Source organism: Pelorhabdus rhamnosifermentans (assembly GCF_018835585.1).
Taxonomy (GTDB): Bacteria; Bacillota; Negativicutes; order UMGS1260; family UMGS1260; genus Pelorhabdus; species Pelorhabdus rhamnosifermentans.
Genome location: NZ_JAHGVE010000018.1, coordinates 16,296 through 36,655 on the forward strand (window position 1 = coordinate 16,296; position 20,360 = coordinate 36,655).

Annotated in this window: 23 protein-coding genes, 1 pseudogene and 1 riboswitch; of the genes and pseudogenes, 15 read left to right on the plus strand and 9 right to left on the minus strand. The window is 40.9% G+C overall.

The features are described from left to right. The first annotated feature begins 150 nt into the window (after positions 1–150). The gene (locus Ga0466249_RS18130; protein WP_281422672.1) at positions 151–420 is read left to right on the plus strand and encodes an OmpH/Skp family outer membrane protein; all 270 of its coding nucleotides are present in this window, start codon (positions 151–153) and stop codon (positions 418–420) included. 168 nt (positions 421–588) lie between these two features. On the opposite strand, the gene Ga0466249_RS18135 is transcribed toward Ga0466249_RS18130, so the two are convergent. Further along, entirely contained in the window at positions 589–756 is a 168-nt protein-coding gene (locus Ga0466249_RS18135; protein WP_215830896.1) for a hypothetical protein, read from the minus strand. A gap of 14 nt (positions 757–770) precedes the next feature. Between Ga0466249_RS18135 and Ga0466249_RS18140 the strand changes: the two are divergent. Continuing rightward, a pseudogene (locus Ga0466249_RS18140) lies at positions 771–1,013 on the plus strand (transposase); the annotation flags it as partial. A 31-nt stretch (positions 1,014–1,044) separates the two neighbouring features. Here Ga0466249_RS18140 and Ga0466249_RS18145 read toward each other — a convergent pair. Genes Ga0466249_RS18145 through Ga0466249_RS18155 form a run of 3 tightly spaced genes read right to left on the minus strand, consistent with a single transcriptional unit; the run spans position 1,045 to position 4,407 of the window. After that, positions 1,045–1,974: a hydroxyacid dehydrogenase gene (locus Ga0466249_RS18145; protein ID WP_215830898.1), complete on the minus strand. Its 930-nt coding sequence runs from the start codon at positions 1,972–1,974 to the stop codon at positions 1,045–1,047. A gap of 52 nt (positions 1,975–2,026) precedes the next feature. Next, entirely contained in the window at positions 2,027–3,358 is a 1,332-nt protein-coding gene (locus tag Ga0466249_RS18150) for an MFS transporter (RefSeq protein WP_215830899.1), read from the minus strand. Between the two features lie 47 nt (positions 3,359–3,405). Continuing rightward, positions 3,406–4,407 (minus strand): hydroxymethylglutaryl-CoA lyase-like TIM-barrel protein, encoded by a 1,002-nt coding sequence (locus Ga0466249_RS18155; RefSeq protein WP_215830900.1) that lies wholly within the window; start codon positions 4,405–4,407, stop codon positions 3,406–3,408. Between the two features lie 547 nt (positions 4,408–4,954). Here Ga0466249_RS18155 and Ga0466249_RS18160 point away from each other — a divergent pair. After that, positions 4,955–5,182, plus strand: a complete 228-nt coding sequence (locus Ga0466249_RS18160) for a helix-turn-helix domain-containing protein (RefSeq protein WP_215830901.1) — start codon at positions 4,955–4,957, stop codon at positions 5,180–5,182. A gap of 90 nt (positions 5,183–5,272) precedes the next feature. On the opposite strand, the gene Ga0466249_RS18165 is transcribed toward Ga0466249_RS18160, so the two are convergent. Beyond that, positions 5,273–5,620 (minus strand): DUF8743 domain-containing protein, encoded by a 348-nt coding sequence (locus tag Ga0466249_RS18165; protein ID WP_215830902.1) that lies wholly within the window; start codon positions 5,618–5,620, stop codon positions 5,273–5,275. A gap of 122 nt (positions 5,621–5,742) precedes the next feature. Between Ga0466249_RS18165 and Ga0466249_RS18170 the strand changes: the two genes are divergently transcribed. From Ga0466249_RS18170 to Ga0466249_RS18190, 5 genes are all read left to right on the plus strand, one after another. Next, complete coding sequence (locus Ga0466249_RS18170) at positions 5,743–6,486, plus strand: transposase (protein ID WP_312889795.1); 744 nt, start codon at positions 5,743–5,745, stop codon at positions 6,484–6,486. 30 nt (positions 6,487–6,516) lie between these two features. Then, positions 6,517–6,885, plus strand: a complete 369-nt coding sequence (locus Ga0466249_RS18175; RefSeq protein WP_215830903.1) for a HEPN domain-containing protein — start codon at positions 6,517–6,519, stop codon at positions 6,883–6,885. A gap of 501 nt (positions 6,886–7,386) precedes the next feature. Continuing rightward, positions 7,387–9,021 (plus strand): WG repeat-containing protein, encoded by a 1,635-nt coding sequence (locus tag Ga0466249_RS18180; RefSeq protein ID WP_215830904.1) that lies wholly within the window; start codon positions 7,387–7,389, stop codon positions 9,019–9,021. 515 nt (positions 9,022–9,536) lie between these two features. Then, positions 9,537–9,842: a hypothetical protein gene (locus tag Ga0466249_RS18185; protein ID WP_215830905.1), complete on the plus strand. Its 306-nt coding sequence runs from the start codon at positions 9,537–9,539 to the stop codon at positions 9,840–9,842. 113 nt (positions 9,843–9,955) lie between these two features. Further along, the gene (locus Ga0466249_RS18190; RefSeq protein WP_215830906.1) at positions 9,956–10,585 is read left to right on the plus strand and encodes a TetR/AcrR family transcriptional regulator; all 630 of its coding nucleotides are present in this window, start codon (positions 9,956–9,958) and stop codon (positions 10,583–10,585) included. Between the two features lie 41 nt (positions 10,586–10,626). Here Ga0466249_RS18190 and Ga0466249_RS18195 read toward each other — a convergent pair whose 3' ends face one another. Genes Ga0466249_RS18195 through Ga0466249_RS18205 form a run of 3 tightly spaced genes read right to left on the minus strand, consistent with a single transcriptional unit; the run spans position 10,627 to position 13,141 of the window. Then, on the minus strand, positions 10,627–11,442 hold the full coding sequence (locus tag Ga0466249_RS18195) for a MetQ/NlpA family ABC transporter substrate-binding protein (RefSeq protein ID WP_215830907.1): 816 nt from the start codon (positions 11,440–11,442) through the stop codon (positions 10,627–10,629). An 18-nt stretch (positions 11,443–11,460) separates the two neighbouring features. Further along, complete coding sequence (locus Ga0466249_RS18200) at positions 11,461–12,114, minus strand: methionine ABC transporter permease (RefSeq protein ID WP_215830908.1); 654 nt, start codon at positions 12,112–12,114, stop codon at positions 11,461–11,463. After that, positions 12,095–13,141, minus strand: a complete 1,047-nt coding sequence (locus Ga0466249_RS18205; RefSeq protein ID WP_215830909.1) for a methionine ABC transporter ATP-binding protein — start codon at positions 13,139–13,141, stop codon at positions 12,095–12,097. Before Ga0466249_RS18205 ends, Ga0466249_RS18200 begins: the two co-directional genes overlap by 20 nt. Before the next feature lie 73 nt (positions 13,142–13,214). Next, positions 13,215–13,320, minus strand: a riboswitch (SAM riboswitch). A gap of 185 nt (positions 13,321–13,505) precedes the next feature. Here Ga0466249_RS18205 and Ga0466249_RS18210 point away from each other — a divergent pair. From Ga0466249_RS18210 to Ga0466249_RS18220, 3 genes are read left to right on the plus strand one after another with little or no spacing between them, the layout of a single operon-like run. Next, positions 13,506–13,823: a YerC/YecD family TrpR-related protein gene (locus Ga0466249_RS18210; protein ID WP_215830910.1), complete on the plus strand. Its 318-nt coding sequence runs from the start codon at positions 13,506–13,508 to the stop codon at positions 13,821–13,823. Further along, positions 13,820–15,010, plus strand: a complete 1,191-nt coding sequence (gene hisZ, locus Ga0466249_RS18215; protein ID WP_215830911.1) for an ATP phosphoribosyltransferase regulatory subunit — start codon at positions 13,820–13,822, stop codon at positions 15,008–15,010. Before Ga0466249_RS18210 ends, hisZ begins: the two co-directional genes overlap by 4 nt. 3 nt (positions 15,011–15,013) lie before the next feature. Then, the gene (locus Ga0466249_RS18220; protein WP_215830912.1) at positions 15,014–15,553 is read left to right on the plus strand and encodes an HDIG domain-containing metalloprotein; all 540 of its coding nucleotides are present in this window, start codon (positions 15,014–15,016) and stop codon (positions 15,551–15,553) included. On the opposite strand, the gene Ga0466249_RS18225 is transcribed toward Ga0466249_RS18220, so the two are convergent. Next, entirely contained in the window at positions 15,550–16,491 is a 942-nt protein-coding gene (locus Ga0466249_RS18225) for a D-2-hydroxyacid dehydrogenase (RefSeq protein WP_246588855.1), read from the minus strand. The genes Ga0466249_RS18220 and Ga0466249_RS18225 overlap by 4 nt on opposite strands. A 199-nt stretch (positions 16,492–16,690) precedes the next feature. On the opposite strand from Ga0466249_RS18225, the gene hisG reads away from it, so the two are divergent. Genes hisG through hisB form a run of 4 tightly spaced genes read left to right on the plus strand, consistent with a single transcriptional unit; the run spans position 16,691 to position 20,348 of the window. Further along, positions 16,691–17,365, plus strand: a complete 675-nt coding sequence (hisG, locus tag Ga0466249_RS18230) for an ATP phosphoribosyltransferase (RefSeq protein WP_215830913.1) — start codon at positions 16,691–16,693, stop codon at positions 17,363–17,365. Then, positions 17,353–18,696: a histidinol dehydrogenase gene (gene hisD, locus Ga0466249_RS18235; RefSeq protein ID WP_215830914.1), complete on the plus strand. Its 1,344-nt coding sequence runs from the start codon at positions 17,353–17,355 to the stop codon at positions 18,694–18,696. Before hisG ends, hisD begins: the two co-directional genes overlap by 13 nt. A 3-nt stretch (positions 18,697–18,699) precedes the next feature. Further along, positions 18,700–19,758, plus strand: a complete 1,059-nt coding sequence (hisC, locus tag Ga0466249_RS18240) for a histidinol-phosphate transaminase (protein WP_246588856.1) — start codon at positions 18,700–18,702, stop codon at positions 19,756–19,758. 2 nt (positions 19,759–19,760) lie between these two features. Next, complete coding sequence (gene hisB, locus Ga0466249_RS18245; protein WP_215830915.1) at positions 19,761–20,348, plus strand: imidazoleglycerol-phosphate dehydratase HisB; 588 nt, start codon at positions 19,761–19,763, stop codon at positions 20,346–20,348. The last annotated feature ends 12 nt before the right edge of the window (positions 20,349–20,360 follow it).

Here is a 20,360-nt window from a genome sequence, read left to right on the forward strand (position 1 = left end):
CACGCTGCGTTCGACGTGGCGGAGGCTGGAAACGTGACTAGGGCAGACCAGACTGAGGTCCACCGTGAAAGCGTTGGAATTATCACTGGAGTCTAATGGGATGCGCGCTAGTTTTCGACCCTACCCGTGAGAAGCTCAGGATGAGATTTCCTGGGCTTACTCGACCAAGCACAAGATGATTTTAATGCCAAATCAGCCAAAATGAACGATCAGGATAAAAAAGCCTTATCCCAACAGTTAGAACAAGGTTTACAACAAAAACAACAGGAACTAATAAATGCTATACGTGATAAAGTAAATGCTGCTGTCAAGGCGGTAGCTGATGACAAAGGATTAACCGTTGTTGTGGATAAAAGCGTTATCGCTTATGGTGGACAAGATATAACAGATGACGTAATGAAGAAGATTACGGGTAAATAAGTAAAAGAGATGTCAGCGGACGTAAAAATCCGCTGACATCTCTTTTCTTCTCAGTGTCTTCTAGTGGCACTCAATCATTAGGTAATAAATTCCTATTAAGTCACCATTTACAATGATTCTAGCAATATCTGAGTGAATCAGAGCCTAGTCAGAATTTTGACTAGGCTATTAAAATGACTTTGACTCGTTACTATTGCAAAAAGGACAAGTACCCCCATATCCAGTACCAGAGCAATTGGAACAATAAATACCACCGCAGTCTTGGCATTTAATAAGTTGTCCACCACAAGGTGCATCAGCACCACAATTCGGACATTTTCTCACAGTATCATACATTTTAATAAAACCTCCTCGTGACCAATATGTCACTGCCGCCGCAGGAACTAATAAAGTTTTACTGTAATCGTGGTCGGATGGAAAATTTTATCAAGAAATCCAAAAATGAATTCGGCTTTGCTACGATGAGCAGTCATTCTATGCTTGTTAATGCGAATCGCTTACAGATTTGTATGCTGGAATACAATCTTTTTAACTGGTTTCGTCGGTTATGTCTGCCTGACAAAATGAAAAAGTTTCGTGCAGATACCTGGCGTTTTTAACTCGCCATGAATAATTCAGGTTTAATTAAAGCCCGGATAGAGGATTTTCGCCGTTTTTAAGTCTTATAATTTCATCAACAGCTCCGATCCCCATGCGTATCAACGCATCAGTCGTATTAGCACCGTTATGGGGTGTTGCAATAAAATTGTCGCAGGATAGTAATGGATGATTTTTACGGACAGGTTCTTGGACAAAAACGTCTAACGCAGCACCGAAGATTTTGTGATTTTTCAAAGCCTTATATAAGTCATCTTCATTTACAATGCCACCTCTGGATGTATTGATAAGAACGGCAGTTTCCTTCATTAAGGAAATTTCACGGCTGGCAATCATATTTCTTGTCTCTTTCGTAAGGGGAACGGAGACAGAAATAATATCTCCTTTGCTGCACAATTCATCCAGGCTTTCTGTTTTGGCAAAACCGAGGGAATTACAGTAATCCGTTGTAGCAAAGGGATCATAGGCAATAATCTTCATGTCAAAGGCATCATGCAGTTTCTTACCAACAGACATACCGATTTTACCTATCCCAATCAATCCCAGCGTTTTTTCCGCTAACTCATAGCCGCTTAAATACATGGGTGAATTTTTTTCCAGTCCGTTTAAAACGGCCATTTGGCTTTGCGTAATTCTGCGCACACAGTTGAAGGCTAACCCGATAATTAATTCTGCCACGGAGTTCATATTCGCAGTAGGTGTATTGGTCACTCGAATACCTTTACTTTTCGCATAAGGGATATCGATATTGTCTACTCCTACGCCATGTTTTGCAATTATTTTCAGGTTCGGCATTTGATCGATCATCATTGGCGTCATCTTAAAAGTCCGTACTATAACCGCTTCTGCATTCGCATAATTGACAATTTCCGAACTGTCCCAACACACCACATCAAGATAACTTCGTGCGTATGCTAAGGCTTCAGGGGAAATAGGATCAAAAATATAAGTTTTCATAACATACCCTCCATGACTTCCTCATTTTATAATGTCTTATAATACCGCCTTATTAGCTTTTTGGGCTGCGATCCGGGATTGGCTCAATCATTGTTAATAATAGCATGAGTGTAAGTAATGAAGTTCCAGACAAGAATACAAATACCATATTCCAACTAAAAACATCGAGAATTACACCAACCGCAAAAGGGGCAAAGGCACCGCCGAGAGAACCGGAAGTATTGATAATAGCTGCGGCAAACGGACATTTCTCTTTCGTTGTAATTCCCATTGGATATGCTAAAAATGTTGAATATCCTAGATTTAAGAAAATACCTGCAGTTAGAAGTAAAAATCCTAAAATAGTCGGATCATTGGGAGCGTATAAAAGAGAATACATTAATACTACAGTACTAGCGGCTGTTATCATCATATTGGGTTTACGCTTGCTGGCGAATACTTTATCGGATATAATTCCGCCAATAATATTTCCCAGCACGGCACCGACCCAAGGTGCTGCAGCAACAAGCCCGACTTTTACAATAGAAAAGTGCTTAACATTAATGAGATAGCTGGGTATCCATGTCATGATAGTATAAGTAATACCTACTAAGAAAAAGTAACCAAGAGCACATGCCCAGACATTCCATGAGCGTAATATTTCACTGTTTGTTGCTAAGGGCTTTATCATTTTAGTTCGAATCAATTGATCAACCAATCCACGAGAATTTTCAGTATCAACCTGATCATCTGATTGATTTTTTTTATGAATCTCTATGGTAGAGTTATTAATATAATCAACTTCTGCTTGATTACAAAATTTGCTGTCTTCCGGTTTGTCGTTTACAAATATCCACCATAATACTGCTAATAAAAATCCAGGCACAGCAAAAGCATAAAAAACTTCTCGCCAGCCAAACGTTAGAATAATCCATGCACAAAGCGGCGGAACAAAAGCCGGAGCAAATTTAATAGAAGACATAAACACACCAGTAGCTATACCTTTTTCTTGGGTTGGAAACCATCTATTGATACTTGTGATACACCCAATATTTAAAGGCCCTTCCGCAAAACCTAATAAAGCTCTGGCCATTTTTAAATGTACCCCTGAATTCGCTACCCCCATAATGAATGTAGCCATTGAAGTCAAAATAACTGAAATGGGCAGAAACTTGCGGACACCCTTTTTACTAAACAAATGACCTGCCGGTATTTGAACGCAGGCATAGGTAAGATAGAAAAAGCTCGCCATTGCTCCGATATCTGTATTGGATAAACTAAAAGTTTTTTTAATAAAGGGTACGACCATTCCAATATTAGAACGATCCGCACCGGCAACCATATAAATTAGAAAGATCAAGGCTAATACCCACCATCTATGCCCTGTTTTCTTTTCCCCCATCATGATCCCCCTCCTCAATCAGTAGTGCATACACATGGTCAAGACAAGTACTATTTACTTGTAAGTAACCTATCTGCTGTGCTTTCCATAAGCTCTTTGGTTGGGCATTTCCTATTTTTAATGGATGTTGCCACAATTAATTTATATAGATTAACTCCTTTGGCCGTAGACACATCTTTAAATAATGGAACAAAGCTCGAATGGCAGCCTGAATAACCAAGCACCAAATCTAAAGGAGGAATAGGGTCATGATATCCATATTCAATCATTTTGGGTCTCAGCTCATTTTCTATAAATGACAGTAAGTCATACAGCGCATACTCTTTAGCTTTTCCCAGCCTTTGAAACGCAGCTATAACGGCTTCAGTCGAAATATTTCCCGCACTGCGCGCCATTCCCATCAAGCCGCAATCAATGAACTCTGCACCGGCTTCTTCCGCAGCAATGGCGTTGGCAACTGCCAATCCCAAATTGTTATGCCCATGAAATCCCACAGGAACTTTTACAGCTTCTACAGCCTGTTTGGTATACGCAAAAGCTTGCTGTGGCAACATATAGCCGGCAGAATCCATGATCGTTATGGCTTGCACACCAAAGATTTCCAATTTGGCAGCTTCTTCCGCCAATTCTGCCGGAGATAAAACATAAGCTTTCATTATGCTATACTTGGCAGACAATCCGGCATCCCTAACCATTTTTATTGCCGCTTCTGCCTGGTCAGCATCACCGGCGTTGGCGCCGACACGTAAAAAACAAAGCTTTTTATCTGCTGCCATCTTTATACTTTTAGGAGTTGCATTCTTAGCCAGTAAGAACATCCCAAGCTCTGCCTTTTTTGCATATGGTGCGACTAAATCAAGATATTCCTCATCGGATAAAGGCGCTTCTCCTGCGCCGTTTTCTGTAGCTCCAAGCCCTGTTGCATGGCCAAACTCAATCGTTTTAACATGACTGGCGATTAATCCTTTGATTATTAAGGTGGTTAATTCACCGGGAAAACCTTTTCCAACCACATTTGCCCCATCTCGTAAAGTACAATCCATAATTTTCATACTTGTTATCCCTCCTGTAATTAAGCCAACTTAAATTTGGCCATTTTCTTTCCAAGAATACGTTCGCATTCCTTTTTGGTCATATTTTCTACCGGGTCGATTTACCTTTTACAGTAGATACAGTATAATAAAATTACTTGATTTTGGAATCGCCCACTGCTGCCTGATTGCACGCCAATGCATTACAGGTGCGACAAATAAACAGCGTTGAAGAAAATACATCACCTGCTGTATTGTTGGGTATTTCAATAAATTTTGTGTCAATTTCAATCTAAAGAGTCAATTTGACACTTTCAAGAGCAGACTTTCCCCTTGATAGCAGCTTAAACAAACCAATCGGTATCTGTTATCGACAGTATCATTTCTGCAGGATACTGCTGTGTCTCTAGGTCATCTCCTTTTGCAGGTTAAACAAAAACATACCTGTTTTATTGAACTCTCCCATAGTACACAATGGTTTCTCATTACCACCTTCTTTTGGCTACTTTTAGTAGTCACCTTGTTTATAGTATACGACTACTCAAAGTAGTCGTCAAGAGGTGTTTTTATGATATCAAGAGAAAAATTTTCAGAACGGCTGAAGGCATTACGTACTGCCAAAAACTTAAGTCACGCTGCTTTAGGCAATAAATTAGGCGTATCAAAGGCATTAATCGGTCATTGGGAAACCGGTTTTCGCTTGCCGAGTTTGGAAGTTGCCAATGCTTTAGCTGACTATTTTGACGTGTCAATAGATTATCTTGTTGGCAAGTCGGACAAGCCAGAAAGGAAATGATTCGGCAAAAAAGTAACAAAAAAACACCTACTACAAAATAAATGCAGTAGGTTCCCGGAATTGAAATAACAACTATATAGTTGTTTAAAATCATGCCCATAAATCCTCGAGAGTATTTGCTTCTAGGAGTTTCGCATAGGAAGTATACCTCGGTGACTGTGGGGCTTTCGTTTTTGATTGTCCTGACAGCGATACTTTTTTGATTTGCTTAGCGTCACCTTTGAAATACAATATATATTTAGCAGTATCCTTGTATTTTTCAATTCGCTCGACTTCTGCTACATGTGTTATTGCAGATATCGGAGCAACTTGATAGGCTGCTATGTATTTAATCTTACTTATCATCGATGCCGAAATTCTAATTGAATACCAGCATTTTTCTCCGATAAAAGTTTCTTTAAACCCTTCTTCTTGGGCAGGAACCACTATTGTATCCAATTCATCTAAATCCGTAGACGGAAGCGCAGCCTCCAGCACATTATCTTGTAAGACAAGGGGACGGTGGTTTTGTCTTGAGATAAAATAAATAAAATGATATGATTAATCTGAGGTGTTAAATAGTGGTAAGAGCAGCCCGATTAAAAAGTGATAGCGGCATATATCATATAATGCTGAGAGGTATAAATAGGCAGCTAATTTTAGAAGATGAATACGATAAGCAAAAACTTAAAGAAGTGTTGCAGCAATGTAAAGAAATATGTGGATATGAAATATATGCGTATTGTTTTTTAGGCAATCATATTCATCTATTAATGAAAGAGGGTAAAGAAAGTTTAGAGCAAATTTTTAAGAGAATAGGTGCTAGGTATGTATACTATTTCAATCAGAAATATAAGAGAGTAGGGCATTTATTTCAGGATAGATTTAAAAGCGAGCCAATCAATGATGATAGCTATTTATTAACGGTATTAAGCTACATTCATAATAATCCAGTCCAAGCCGGACTGAGTAAAACACCATCTGAGTATCAATGGAGTAGCTACAGAGAATATATAGGAAAAAGTAGCCTCGTCGATGTTGAAATTGTGTTAGGAATGATAACGAAAGGACAATTTGTAGATTTGCATAAACAGGTAAGTCAAGATAATATTTTAGATATCAGTGAAGATAACTTTAGAATAACAGATGCCGAAGCGGTACGAATGATAAAAGAAGTATGTGGAGTAAATAGTAGTGAAATTGTCGGAATGGATATAACCAAAAGAAATCAATATATTAAAAAGCTGAAGGAAAGGGGGTTATCAATACGGCAAATTTCCAGAGTAACAGGAGTTAGTAAAGGAAGTATTGAAAAAATCAAGTAGGACAATACCACCGTCCCTTTGTCTTTTTTTATGGGAAAGGCAAAGGAGTGCCTGGCTGATGCACAGGACGCTTTTGAAGAGAGCCGGTTGGCAAATTCGATTAATCGGTCTTATTATGCTATGTTCCATGCCACAAGGGCGTTATTGGCTATTGATAGCTTTGACTCTAAAAAGCATTCGAGCATCCTTGGCTATTTTAACCAATATTATATTGCTAGTAAAAAAATTGAGGTTAGTTACTATAAGATGGTTACTAATGCTTTTCGGGTCCGTAATAAAACGGACTACGATGATTTTTATATCGTAAGCAAAGAGGAAGCGCAGCAACAGTTAGAAAATTCTCAGGCTTTTACTGACTTTATGGATGGCTATATTGCTGGTTTGATAAAGCAGGAGTGACATGTTCTAGTGGGGTAGGATGTATATGAGCCTTATTTAATGCAACTGGGATTGTTAAACCGGACCCTCGGGGACGGGTGGTTACGCCAGCTGCATTGTGCGGATAAATGATTTAGTTATTAGATACCAATATAGAGCATAAGTTTCATTTGCCGGAAATCCGGTTGATGGAGCTTATCTTTTTTTGAGGGGATTTTGGCAGATCGAAAGATAGGACCATAGCTAGGAGAAGATAGGACTTTAGAAGGAATATTGATACTATTATGGTATTTTTAGCTATTTTAGGAAGGAGTATGTCAAACATCTCTAGTAGGTATTAAATTATTAAAAATAAATTAAATAATTATAAATTTCATTATATTTACTTTGGCGTATTGATGGTTTTCACAGATAAGATCTCAATACAAGAAAGTAGGTTTCGAGGAGATGAAAATTTGGTAATTCGATGACTTAACTGTCTTTAGCAAAGCAATGCAATCAATTAAAGAAGGGGTTACAAATTTGGAACTTAAAAGTAATATAAAACTTCTAGTAGTAGTGATGAGTATGAGTATCATATCACTGGCGTGTTTAGCAAATGTATCGGCCGAAGCGTTGATAGCACAACAAGAGGTAATAAACATTAACTCTGATTTGAATAATTCAGAAACAACCTTGGTTCAGAAAGCAAGTCCGATACCTCAAAAGGAAATAGATGTAATTTTAGCGCCGGTCAAAATTGATGGCAAGTGGGGATTTATTGATGAGACTGGAACGTTTATAATACCTCCTATCTTTGATGAAGTGAAAACTTTTCAAGATGGACTGGTAGCAGTCAAAAACCGAGGTAAATGGGGCTATTATAATAAATACGGTAAAAATATTGTGCCTGTTCAATTTAAAGAAGTAAGTGAGTATAAAGAAGGTTATACCGCGGTAAAGAATGATAATGACAAATGGGGATTCTATGATAAAAGTGGCAACGTTATTATACCGATACAGTTTAGCGAGGTAAAAGGATTTAAAGACGGTGTAGCTCTCGTAAAAGATAATAAAAAATGGGGCTTTTATGATAATAATGGGAAGCCGATAATTCCGGCACAGTTTACCGAAGAACAATTTTTTTCAGAAGAACTAGCGCCGGTGAAAACTGATGATAAATGGGGCTTTATTGATCGAAGCGGGAAAATAGTAATACCATGCCAATACCAAGAAGCGATGGGGTATAGTGAAGGTTTAGCTGCTGTGAAAATTAATGACAAGTGGGGTTATATTGATAAAAATGGCGGTTTAATAATAGGTGCACAATTTAAAGGTGTCGCACACGGATTTAATGAAGGTTTGTCAGCAGTAAATATTGATGGGAAATGGAAGTATATTGATAAAACGGGTAATGTTTTATTCACGGCACCGTTTGATACTGTTCTACCCTTTCAGGATGGTCTGGCTGAAGTTCGGGTAACAAAAAAAAGTGTGGGATTTTTTGACGTATTGGCATTTGCCGTTGGGGCTAGCGTCAATTATTATGAAATAGATACTAGAGACATAAAGAGCAATGAAAAACGCGGTTATATTGATCGGAGTGGAAAAGTTATTGTGCCGACAAAATATGATTGTGTGAATACATATAATGATGGTTTGGCAATTGTAAAGATTGACGATAAATGGGGCTGTGTTGATAAAAAGGGCACATTTGTCATTACGCCTCAATATGAAGAAATGTCACAATTCCAAGATGGTATAGCTAAGGTAAAGGTTAATGGCAAGTGGGGGGTTGTAAATAAAAGTGGAAAGCTTTTATCGAATTATCAGTTTGATGAGGTTTATCCATTTTCGGATGGTTTGGCTGCAGTGAACCAGGATAGAAAGTGGGGATTTCTTTCAAAAGAGGGAAAGGTTACAATTTTACCGCAGTTTGATGAAGTTCATAACTTTAATGAAGACTTAGCAGTAGTTAAGTATAATGATATGTGGTGTGTAATCAATATTGATGGAAAAGTTGTGATTAAGTCATGGCACGGCGTCTCAAAATTATCGGATTTTTCTAATGGTCTAGTTGCAGTAAAGGTTGATGGAAAATGGGGATATATGAATAAAAGTGGAAAATTGGTTATCCAGCCAAGCTTTAATGATGCGGGGCTATTTTTAGTAATGTAGTAAACTATTCTAATAAGCGATAGTTAGTAAATAGTAATAACATATAATTTAATCAAAGGTTCGCGGACATAAAAAAAATCATCCCGAGCAAATGTTGTGGGGTGACTCGTATTGAAAATTCAGAAAAAAATACTGACTTCGTCGGTCTATTTGCTTGCAATCTTTGGACAAAGGACTATAATAAAAATAGGCGGAAATTAAAAAGTCGCCGTGTCCTGAAAGTGTTGGAACCACTTTCAGGCACGAGCAGGTGGCTGAGCACCTACACGTAACAGCGAACTGTCCACGACGATACTTACTATTATACCGTGTGGCCTTGTTTGATACAAGCGATGGTATGTTCGGTATCATAAGTGTGGGGCGTGCTGACAGAGCTTAGCGGCTGCATGCAAGAACTATGCAAACGATAGAGCAAAGCGCATGTGTAGGTCAGAAAGAGACCTCGCGTGCGCCTTTTAATTTCCTCCTTAGACGGGCGGTATGGCAGCCTGAATTTGGAGGAGGATAATAGTATTATGAGTGATGGGATGCGCATTTTTGAAACGGTGACAAGGGAATTGCGGGCTATGCATAATGAGGGTAATCTGAGGGACTTAGGACAGGTATCGGGTGATTGCTATTGGGCCGAGCGGGGAAGTGAACAATTATTGAAAGAGTTAGCCGCAACATTGTCGAAAGAGGATTTAAAAAAACTAAATAAATGGCAGGACTATTTTACGCATCATGAAGCTACCGTCAGTGAGATATTTTATAATCAAGGATTTGCTGATGGCATAAGCCTTATTATGCAGTCGTCAATGTGGGAATCGGTCCGGAGGTAGGGAAAGATAGTAAGGGACTCATAATGACGGGTACGCTGGAAAACAAACTGTTACATTGACAGAGCTTAAGCAAGTTTTTATAATGAATAGAGAGTATAGTTACGGAGGCGCACATGGTTTATCGACATGAACGGGAAGCGGCAGAAGACATGCGTACGAAGCGTGAGCAAATTTTGGATGCAGCGTATGTTATATTTTCCCAAAAAGGTTATCATCGGGCTACGATTGATGAGATTATTGACTTGGCTGCGACAGGCAAAGGTACGGTGTACAATTATTTTCATAATAAAGAAGAGCTCTTTTACATCCTTGTGAAAGAACGAAGCGATCCCTTTGAATTGGCTATTCAGGATGTTGTGGAAAGTTTACAGCCGCCAATGCAAAAAATTCAATTGCTTATTCGCATGTATTTGCAGTTTTATGTTACAAATGCTGACTTATGGCGCGTGTTGATGCATGAAATGCGTGGCTTTTCCGGTAGTAGTGGTTTAACGGAAAAACAACGTGATAAGTATCGCAGTGCTTTTCATGCTACCATTGCGTTGTTAGAAGAAGTCATCCGTGAAGGCATAGAACAGCAAGTGATTCGTCCGTGTAATGCCAATCAGGCTGCTTACGGACTTTTTAGTGTCATTATGATGATGGTCTTTCAAAAATTTGCCGGTACGACACCGGAAAGTTTTGAAAAATCGGCCATACAAATAGCGGATATTTTTTTTCACGGTGTGGCTTGGCGAGAATAAGAAACAGGACCCGTTCGTTATGAACGGGTCCTATCTTTATATTACCAGCCGGCAATGACGGAGCCTTTGAAGTGTTCTTGAATAAAGGCTTTTATTTGATCAGAGTGATAAATTTCAACAAGTTTTAAATAAGCCGGATTGTCTTTATCTTGGCCACGGGCAGCAATGATATTGGCATAAGGTGATTCACCGCTTTCTAAAGCAATCGAATCTTTTACAGGGTTTAAACCAGCTGTAAGGGCGTAATTGGTGTTAATGGCAGCGGCATCAATGTCATCAAGTGAACGAGGAATTTGAGCGGCATCCAGTTCTTTTATGTTCAAATGTTTTGGATTTTCAGCAATATCGTCGGCAGAGGCTGTGAGACCCGCACCTTCTTTTAATTTCAACAGTCCTTTTTGCTGTAACAGTAAAAGTGCGCGCCCCCCGTTTGTTGGGTCGTTTGGAATGGCGATGGTTCCGCCATCAGCCACTTGATTTAAGTCTTTTACTTTCTTCGAGTAAATTCCCATGGGGAAAATAACGCCTTTGCCAATGGATACAATATCAAAACCACGGTCTTTGACAATATTTTTTAGGTAGGGTTCATGTTGAAAACTGTTGAGATCAATATCCCCTTGATTGAGGGCGACATTGGGTTGAATATAATCGTTAAATTCAACGACTTCGATTTTGAGTCCCTGCTTTTCAGCCAACTTTTTCACTTCATCCATAATTTCGGCATGGGGACCAGCAGTGACGCCGACTTTAATGACTTTATTTTCCGGGGCAGTGCTTTGACTGCCGCAGCCTGCGAGCAAGGTCAAAGAGAAGACCACAAGCAGGCTGGTAGTTAAGAATTGAATCAGCTTTTTCATGTGAATTCCTCCAATAAATTAGCGTTTATTTAAGCGATGCGCAACATAATCGCCTAGGCCCTGTACAACTTGAACCATAATAATGAGAATAATCACTGTCATGAGCATAATATCGCCGCGAAACCGCTGATAGCCGTAGCGAATGGCAAGGTCGCCCAGACCGCCGCCGCCGATGGCACCTGCCATGGCAGAATAACCAATGAGATTAATGACTGTAATGGTCAGTCCCAGCGCAATACCCGACATGGCTTCAGGAATTAATACTTTCCAAATAATTTGAAGCGGTGAGGCACCGAGTGACTGAGCGGCTTCAATGAGTCCGTGATCCACTTCTTTTAAGGCGGATTCGATAATACGACCGACAAAAGGAATGGCGGCAATGCTTAGCGGAACCATAGCAGCACTTGTGCCAATCGAGGTACCGGCAATGATTCGTGTGAGAGGAATAATGGCCACCATTAAAATGATAAATGGCACGGAACGTGTGGCATTGACAATGATGGCTAAAAATTTATTTAAGGCCGGCTTTTCAAGAATATGTCCTTTACTTGTTGTTACAAGTGTGACACCAAGGGGGATACCGATGAACGTAGCAATAAGTGCAGAAATCGTTACCATATAGATCGTTTGACCTAAGGCGGTTGTAAGTAAATTAACAATTTCTTGCGACATAACCAATCACCTCAATTCTTAAATCTTTGGCTTGTAAGAAGGTAAATGCTGCTTGAATTTTGGGCTGCTCGCCTGATAGCTCTAGAACAAGTGTACCATAGGGGGTACCATTAATATGATCAATGTTACCATAGAGGATGTTCGCTTCAACATTAAACTGACGAATGAGACTTGCAATGACGGGTTCATCTGCTGAGGTACCGAAAAAGGTTAATTTAATCAGCAAATTGTTGCTTGCTGTGGCGTCTTTGGTGATGACGCGATTACCAAGGAGTTCTTCGATATTATTTTTAGCCAGCGTATTAATGAAGTCTTGTGTTGTTGCTGATTGGGGGGTTGTGAAAATATCGAGTACAGGTCCTTCTTCAACAATCCGTCCATCTTCAATTACAGCGACTTTGTTGCAAATTTCTTTAATGACTTGCATTTCATGCGTTATGAGTACAATGGTTAACTGAAATTTTTTATTAATGTCCTTGAGTAAATTCAAAATGGAATGGGTTGTCTGAGGATCAAGGGCGGATGTGGCCTCATCACACAACAATACTTTGGGATGACTGGCTAAGGCCCGGGCGATACCCACGCGCTGTTTTTGTCCACCACTGAGCTGAGCAGGATAGTGATTCTGTTTGTCAGATAGTTCCACGAGTTCCAGAAGAGGTTGGATTTCCGCTTGAATTTCGGCTTTGCTTTTGCCAGCCAGTTCTAAGGGGAAGGCCACATTGTCAAAAACTGTTCGCGACGATAGCAAATTAAAGTGCTGGAAAATCATACTGATTTTTTTACGTGCTTCTCTGAGATCTTTTTCTTTTAAGTTCGACAGTGCTTGACCGTCAACGGTAACGGTTCCTGTTGTGGGCCGTTCAAGCATATTAATGCAGCGAATGAGCGTACTTTTGCCTGCACCACTTTTGCCGATAATACCAAAAATATCTCCTTTGGCCACATGAAGATTAATATCGGTTAAGGCCGGGACAGGGCCAGATGAGCCTTGATAAGTTTTTGAGATTTGCTGTAAAGTAATCAAAGTATCTTTCCTCCTTAATAAAAATAGAAAACCTCTTCCACATACAGAGGAAGAGGTCAAGTTGAAACCTTGTTCTTCATCTGCCAGGATTTTTCTCCTGTCGGAATTGGCACCGTTCGTTTACACGATGGTTGCCGTAGCTTCATTGGGCCAGTCCCTCAGCCAACTCTTGATGAAAGGATGTGAAGTTGTTAAGAAATATGATAGCAAAGAGTAAAAATCCTGTCAAGAAAAATTTTATTCAAGTAGTTTTGTTAAATTATTAATTTTATTAATTAAAGTGGGAAAGAATGAAAGCAATAAGAAGGAAGTTGATTCCTTTATAGCGAAATGATTTAAAAAAGCGAAAGAACGGAGGGATTCTATGTCAATCAATCCAAAATTACAAGACCCTCACACCGATCAATTATTTCGGGCTGTGTTGGCTATTGAAAATTTAGAAGAATGCTATCAGTTTTTTGAAGATATTTGTACCATTAGTGAACTAAAGGCCATGGCGCAGCGCTTGGAAGTGGCCAGAATGCTTAAAAATGGTACCATTTATGATGATATTGTGACTGAGACGGGGGCGAGTACAGCCACAATCAGCCGCGTAAAACGCTGCCTTTATTATGGGGCTGATGGTTACAAGATGATTTTGCCGAGGTTGGAAACAACAAAGAAAGAGGAGAAGCCTGAATGAAAAACAACCAATTTTTGCCGCAAATAGCTTATGGAACACGTGATTTCTTGCCACAGGAAGCGAAACGAAAAAGAGTGATTGAAAATCGTTTGGCTAATCTTTTCGCTGCCTGGGATTACGATGAAGTCATTACCCCGACTTTTGAATATTTGGAAACGGTCGCAGTGGCATCTGAAAGCACGGGTTATGCACAAAATATGTTTAAATTTTTTGACCAGACCAATCGGCTCCTCGTATTGCGTCCTGAGATGACGACACCGATTGCGCGTGTGGCGTCAACTCGTCTTCATGAAGTAGACCGTCCACTTCGCTTGTCTTATTTGGCCAGTGTTTTTCGCCAAGAGGAATACCAGGCAGGCAGGCAGTGTGAATTTCATCAGGCAGGTGTCGAACTTATGGGGGTTCCCGGCCCGGCAGCTGATGCAGAAGTCATTGCTTTGGCAGTAGAAACTATGGCCGCTTGCGGGTTGAAAGATTTTCAAATTAGTTTAGGACATATGCAGTTTATTAGCGGGCTCATGGAAGAAAGTCACTTATCAGTCATTGAGCGCCAGCAAATCAAACAGCTTCTGATGGCGCGGGATTTGGTGGCGCTAAAAGAGGCTGTGGCAGCCTCGGGCCTGTCGTCTGAAGCCCAACAGGTATTATTAGAACTGCCACTGCTGCATGGTAAGGAAGAACTGCTTGTAGCGGCCCGGAAGTTTGCTCAGCATGATGTTTCGCGGCAGGCTTTGGATGATCTTGCCCAGGTTTTTGAACTATTGAAAAATTATGGCGTGGCTGATCATGTGGAATTTGATCTTGGCATGATTCGCGATTTTGATTATTATACAGGAATTGTATTTGAAGGCTATACGCCGGGACTTGGGTTTCCTGTTTGCGGTGGTGGTCGTTATGATCAATTATTGGCTTCTTTTGGTGCCGATTCTCCTGCTACAGGTTTTGCCTTAGGAATGGAACGCATATTATTGGCTTTAGAACGGCAGCATATTGAACTGCCTATTGTTGAAAAAAGTCTCTATGTAGCTTGGACGGAAAATAAAGCTCAGGAGGCGATTCAAACGGCTACTGAGCTTCGAAAAAAGGGTGCGCGCGTGGCTTTGGCTTTTTTGCCGCAAAGTCGACAAGAAGCAGCAGAATTTGTTCGTGACAAAGGGTATGAAGAACTGATTTATTGTGGAGACTAAGCGATGTTTAAACGAGTAAAACAATTTTTGCGCGCCCTAACAGCCAAAATAGACCAAGCTGACGAAGACTTTCTGAGTCACTATTTAACAACAACTGAACAGGCGTTATTTCAACAAATGACCTTGCCTGATAGGCGTCATTCTTTGAATGTTGCCTATTGTGCACAGCAACTAATGAAGCCGATGATGCACAGTAAACAGAGGTTACTGGTGCGTTCGGCTTTGCTTCATGACATAGGGCGTGCCGAAAAGAATTTAAGCACAGCCATGAAGGTCATGGCTGTGCTTTTTTCAGCGGCTTTTCCGAACTTTTCGCGTCGTTGGTCCGAAACAAAAGGAACAAAGTATATAAAATATGACCTAGCAAATTTTCGCCAGGTCTTGTTTGTTTATTATCATCATGGTGAAATGGGTGCTTGCCGTTTACAAAAATTGGGCGCGGAGCCGGAAATTATTGAACTTGTTGCCAAGCATCATGATCTTCCAGCTGCCGATGATTCACCTGAACTCGTTATTTTACGTCAGGCTGATCAAATGAATTAATAGCCTTTGTATTTATCAATCACATTGTGCATATCTGTTTTTTCTATAAAGCGTGATAGATTGTCAGCAAATAGCTTCATGGCTCGATCCATATAATAAGGCGACATGGCTGCACTATGGGGTGTAATAATGACATTGGGCATTTCCCATAAGGGGCTTGTTTTTGGCAAAGGTTCATTCATAAATACATCCAGTCCGGCTCCCTGAATTTCTTCTGCTTGTAAGGCGGCAATGAGGTCTGCTTCTACTACAACATCCCCTCGGGCGATATTGATGAAGTAGGCCGTTTTTTTCATGGCAGTAAAGTGCTGCCGTTGAATATAGTTATGTGTTTCTGGCGTGAGCGGCAAAGCGACGACAACGACATCGGAGATGGCAAGCATGTCATCTAATTCAGCTGGATTATAGAGACGGTCAATAAAAATTTCTGCTGTCACTTCTCGTTTGGTTGCTACGACATTCATGCCAAAGGCTTTGGCTTTCTTGGCAACCTCCCGGCCAATACTTCCTAAACCGATAATGGCTAAGGTTTTTTCATACAGTTCATCTGTGTAAACACGTTTCCATACTTTGGCTTGCTGATTTTTAGCACATAAGTGCAGGCCACGCGTAAAGGAAAGAAGCAAGGCAAAGACATGCTCGGATACGGGAATTCCGTGAATGCCTTTCGAATTCGTTAAGATAATATGTTGATCAATGAGCGGGGCGATATTTAAGTTTTCCACGCCGGCACTTAAGGCATGAATCCATTTTAATTGTTTGGCCTTGGCAAAGAGATTTTCAATATGAGTAGACCCCCAGGCAACGAGAATATCTGTATCAGCAATATGTTGCTCAGCTTCTTTAAGTGTACAACTGACAATTTCGCTTGCAGGATCAACTCGTAACAGCTGATCCATATGGCGTGAGGATAGCTGATTGAGGACAAGAATTTTCAAGATGAGAACCTCCCTTTCAGGCTTCAGTTTGATCTATCTCAGATACTTCTACATAACAAGGTAAAAATCCTATGGAAATCATTTAAATAACTCTGCTTTTTATTGACGATCTTAGAAAATGATGTTATCATATTATTAATCTAATGCTTTAAAGAGATAAAGGATTGGCTATTTTACTTAAGAAATTATAGGAGGATTTATGACTTCCAGTGATATGGATTATTTAACAATTGCCTTACCCAAAGGTAAACTCTTTGATCACTCTGTACGGCGCTTAGCGGCGCTTGGCTACAGTGCTAAGGGACTTAGCGAAGATTCCCGAAAATTAGTGATTGCTAATGAAGAAAAAAAATTACGATTTATTATTACGAAGACAGCTGATTTGCCAACTTATGTAGAATACGGAGCGGCGGATATTGGTATTATCGGTAAAGATGTACTACTTGAAGAAAATCGCGATGTTTATGAACTGCTTGACTTAAAATTTGGCTTGTGCCGGTTAATGGCGGCTGTGCCTGAGCAATTTTTAAAGCCCAAGCTGAGTGATTATGCTCATATGCGTGTGGCAACCAAGTATCCTCATGTAGCGGAACGTTTTTTTCATGATATGGGGATTCAAATGGAATTTATTAAACTCAATGGCTCTATCGAACTGGCACCTATGGTTGGTCTTGCTGAGCTTATTGTGGATATTGTTGAAACAGGTCGTACGCTCAAAGAAAACAGGTTGATTGAGGTGGCGCAAATTGCTCCGGCTACAGCTCGGTTTATTGCTAATCGCGTGAGTTTTAAAATGAAATTTAATCGCATTCATCAATTAGTCGAAGATTTGAAGGTCTTGACAGAAAGTGAGGAATTGAAATGCTCAAAATAACGGATGTCAAGCAGTTTAGTGATGAAGAATTAAAACAGCTCATGACGAAGCCAAGTTTTGATCAGGTTGTACTTGGCGAAAAGGCTCAGGCAAGTATTCGGCGAAATTTTGGTCGTGATTTAACGGCGCTGCAGGTTGTGGATCAAATTGTTACGGCTGTCCGGCGTGATGGTGATGGCGCCCTGTTTCATTATACGCAGCTCATTGATGGAGTGACCATTACGAAAGAAACTTTTGAAGTATCTTCTGATGAGATGGACGAGGCTTTAGATAAGGCTGATAAAGCGGTTCTTGCTTCTATTGACAAGGCTGTACAAAATGTACGCGCTTTTCATGCTGAACAGCTGCCAAAGTCATGGATTACTTATCGTGAGCAAGGCAGTATATTAGGACAAAATGTTCGGCCTCTCGACTGTGTGGGTATCTATGTACCCGGTGGGACGGCATCTTATCCTTCCTCAGTCATTATGAATGCCGTGCCGGCTTCGGTGGCGGGTGTGAAGGAAATCATTATGACTGTGCCGCCAACAAAAGATGGCAAGGTTAATCCTTATGTTTTAGCAGCAGCCAAGGCAGCGGGTGTCAGCCGGATTTTCAAAATAGGTGGTGCTCAGGCGATTGCTGGTTTGGCTTTTGGAACAAAGTTACTGCCACGGGTGGATAAAATTACCGGTCCTGGCAACATTTTTGTTACGTTAGCTAAAAAAGCCGTTTATGGGTACTGTGATATTGATATGCTGGCAGGTCCGAGTGAGATACTTATTATTGCTGATCAAACAGCGAAGCCTGCCTATGTTGCTGCCGATTTACTTAGTCAGGCTGAACATGATCCTTTGGCTTCTAGTATTTTAATCACCGATTCGAGAAAATTAGCTGAAGACGTTTGTAAGGAAGTGACTATGCAATTAAGTAAGCTTTCCAGGCAAGAAATTGCACAAGCCGCGCTACAGAAAAACGGTAAAATCATTCTTGTCGGCCAATTGAAGGACGCTATCAAAATTGCTAATTTTGCAGCTCCGGAGCACTTGGAAATTTTGACTGCCCAGCCTTTTGAACTGTTGCCGTTTATTCGTCATGCCGGAGCAATTTTTCTTGGACCTTATTCGCCTGAACCTCTTGGCGACTATTTAGCTGGACCTAACCATATTTTGCCGACTGGCGGTACGGCACGATTTTATTCGGTGCTTAATGTTGATTCATTCATGAAAAAAACGAGTCTTATTGCTTATACGAAGCAGGGGTTGCGCTCTGTCAGTTCCGATGTCATTTGTCTGGCAACAGCTGAGGGCCTTGGGGCTCATGCCAATGCGATTCGTTTGAGGGAGGAGTAACTTATGACGATGATTATACGAGATAGTTTAGCCAATTTAGCGCCTTATCATGTAGAAGATGAGGTTTGGAATATTAAGCTGGATGCGAATGAAAAAACCAGTCCTTTGCCGCCGGTTGTAGCGGAGCAGATTGAAGCAGCGTTACAGAAGGTTTGTTTACAGCGATATCCAGCGTCAGATGAAAAACTTCGTCAACTTATTGCTTCAAGACTGGGTGTTACTGCAGAGCAGATCGCGCTTGGTTGTGGTTCCAGTGAGGTATTATTGGCTCTTTGTCAGGCTTTTGGCGGAGCAGGAAGAAAAATTGTTTTTCCTAGCCCTTCTTTTTCGATGTATGGTATTTATACGCAGATTACGGATAGTATCGTTTGTGCAGTGCCTTTAAATAAAGATTTTTCGCTGCCTGTCGATGATTTTATTGCAGCGGCTCAGGCGGCTTCGTTGGCGATTCTCTGTAATCCCAATAATCCAACAGGTAATATTCTTGGCAGGGAATCCATTGAAAAAGTTCTGTCTTCTCTTACGTGTCCGGTTATTGTTGATGAAGCCTATGTGGAATTTTACGGTCCGTCGACAGTGGAATTGCTGACAAAATATCCGCAGCTCATTGTGGCGCGGACTTTTTCCAAGGCCTATGGACTAGCTGCAACGCGTGTTGGTTATATGGTGGCATCACCAAAGCTTATTGAGCTTATCAATAAAGTACTACTTCCTTATCATGTCAACGCCTTGTCACTTGCGGCAGCCGAAGTGGTGTGCCAGAATCAGGAGTTGTTTGAGGATTCTATTCAAGCCACTATGCGTGAGCGGGAACGTTTGAGTGTGAGGCTTGCGACTCTGGCAGGTATGACTGTTTATCCATCACAGACGAATTTTATTATGATTCGCTTGAAACAGGCCGCACAGCTTGCCGAAAGTCTGGCAAATCAGGGAACGGCTATTCGTAGTTTTGCCGGGGCCCCGGGACTTGAGGGCTGTTTGCGCATTACCGTCGGAACGCAAGAAGAAAATGATACACTCTTTAAGCAAATTGAAAAATTTTTAAAGTGTGAGGTGAAATAAAGATGCGAGAGGCTGCAGTGACACGAAAAACAGCTGAAACAGATATTGCCGCAACGTTAATTCTCGATGGGCAGGGGCAGGCAACGATTGCTACAGGTATTGGTTTTTTTGATCATATGCTGACTTTATTCACAAAGCATGGACTCTGTGATCTTTCGCTCAAAGCCAAGGGCGATTTAGAGGTAGATGGCCATCATACTGTAGAAGATGTGGGAATTGTTCTGGGGCAGCTGCTAAAAGACTGCTTGGGTGATAAGCAGGGTATTCGGCGTTATGGTACAGCTTATGTGCCCATGGATGAGGCTTTGGTACTTGTATCGCTGGATATCTCCGGGCGTCCTTATCTGGCTTATGACCTTCCTGTACAAGCGGAGCAAATTGGGTCTTTTGCTACTGAACTGACAGAGGAATTTTTTCGTGCCGTAGCCGCTCATGCCGGTCTGACCTTGCATATTCGTTTACTGGCAGGAACGAATAGTCATCATATCGTTGAAGCCGTGTTTAAAGCTTTTGGACGCGCCATAGATGAAGCAACAAGGCAAGACGCGCGTATTCAAGGCGTGTTGTCTACAAAAGGCATGTTAGAGTGAGGAGGGATCACG

What these genes read in the sequence shown, in the direction of transcription:
- Ga0466249_RS18195 (WP_215830907.1), bottom strand. Translation starts at nt 11,442, where the DNA reads ATGAAAAAGCTGATTCAATTCTTAACTACCAGCCTGCTTGTGGTCTTC.
- hisC (WP_246588856.1), top strand. Translation starts at nt 18,700, where the DNA reads ATGACGATGATTATACGAGATAGTTTAGCCAATTTAGCGCCTTATCAT.
- Ga0466249_RS18210 (WP_215830910.1), top strand. Translation starts at nt 13,506, where the DNA reads ATGTCAATCAATCCAAAATTACAAGACCCTCACACCGATCAATTATTT.
- Ga0466249_RS18185 (WP_215830905.1), top strand. Translation starts at nt 9,537, where the DNA reads ATGAGTGATGGGATGCGCATTTTTGAAACGGTGACAAGGGAATTGCGG.
- Ga0466249_RS18155 (WP_215830900.1), bottom strand. Translation starts at nt 4,407, where the DNA reads ATGAAAATTATGGATTGTACTTTACGAGATGGGGCAAATGTGGTTGGA.
- hisD (WP_215830914.1), top strand. Translation starts at nt 17,353, where the DNA reads ATGCTCAAAATAACGGATGTCAAGCAGTTTAGTGATGAAGAATTAAAA.
- hisZ (WP_215830911.1), top strand. Translation starts at nt 13,820, where the DNA reads ATGAAAAACAACCAATTTTTGCCGCAAATAGCTTATGGAACACGTGAT.
- Ga0466249_RS18190 (WP_215830906.1), top strand. Translation starts at nt 9,956, where the DNA reads ATGGTTTATCGACATGAACGGGAAGCGGCAGAAGACATGCGTACGAAG.
- Ga0466249_RS18200 (WP_215830908.1), bottom strand. Translation starts at nt 12,114, where the DNA reads ATGTCGCAAGAAATTGTTAATTTACTTACAACCGCCTTAGGTCAAACG.
- Ga0466249_RS18135 (WP_215830896.1), bottom strand. Translation starts at nt 756, where the DNA reads ATGTATGATACTGTGAGAAAATGTCCGAATTGTGGTGCTGATGCACCT.
- Ga0466249_RS18220 (WP_215830912.1), top strand. Translation starts at nt 15,014, where the DNA reads ATGTTTAAACGAGTAAAACAATTTTTGCGCGCCCTAACAGCCAAAATA.
- Ga0466249_RS18160 (WP_215830901.1), top strand. Translation starts at nt 4,955, where the DNA reads ATGATATCAAGAGAAAAATTTTCAGAACGGCTGAAGGCATTACGTACT.
- Ga0466249_RS18175 (WP_215830903.1), top strand. Translation starts at nt 6,517, where the DNA reads ATGGGAAAGGCAAAGGAGTGCCTGGCTGATGCACAGGACGCTTTTGAA.
- Ga0466249_RS18150 (WP_215830899.1), bottom strand. Translation starts at nt 3,358, where the DNA reads ATGATGGGGGAAAAGAAAACAGGGCATAGATGGTGGGTATTAGCCTTG.
- hisG (WP_215830913.1), top strand. Translation starts at nt 16,691, where the DNA reads ATGACTTCCAGTGATATGGATTATTTAACAATTGCCTTACCCAAAGGT.
- Ga0466249_RS18145 (WP_215830898.1), bottom strand. Translation starts at nt 1,974, where the DNA reads ATGAAAACTTATATTTTTGATCCTATTTCCCCTGAAGCCTTAGCATAC.
- hisB (WP_215830915.1), top strand. Translation starts at nt 19,761, where the DNA reads ATGCGAGAGGCTGCAGTGACACGAAAAACAGCTGAAACAGATATTGCC.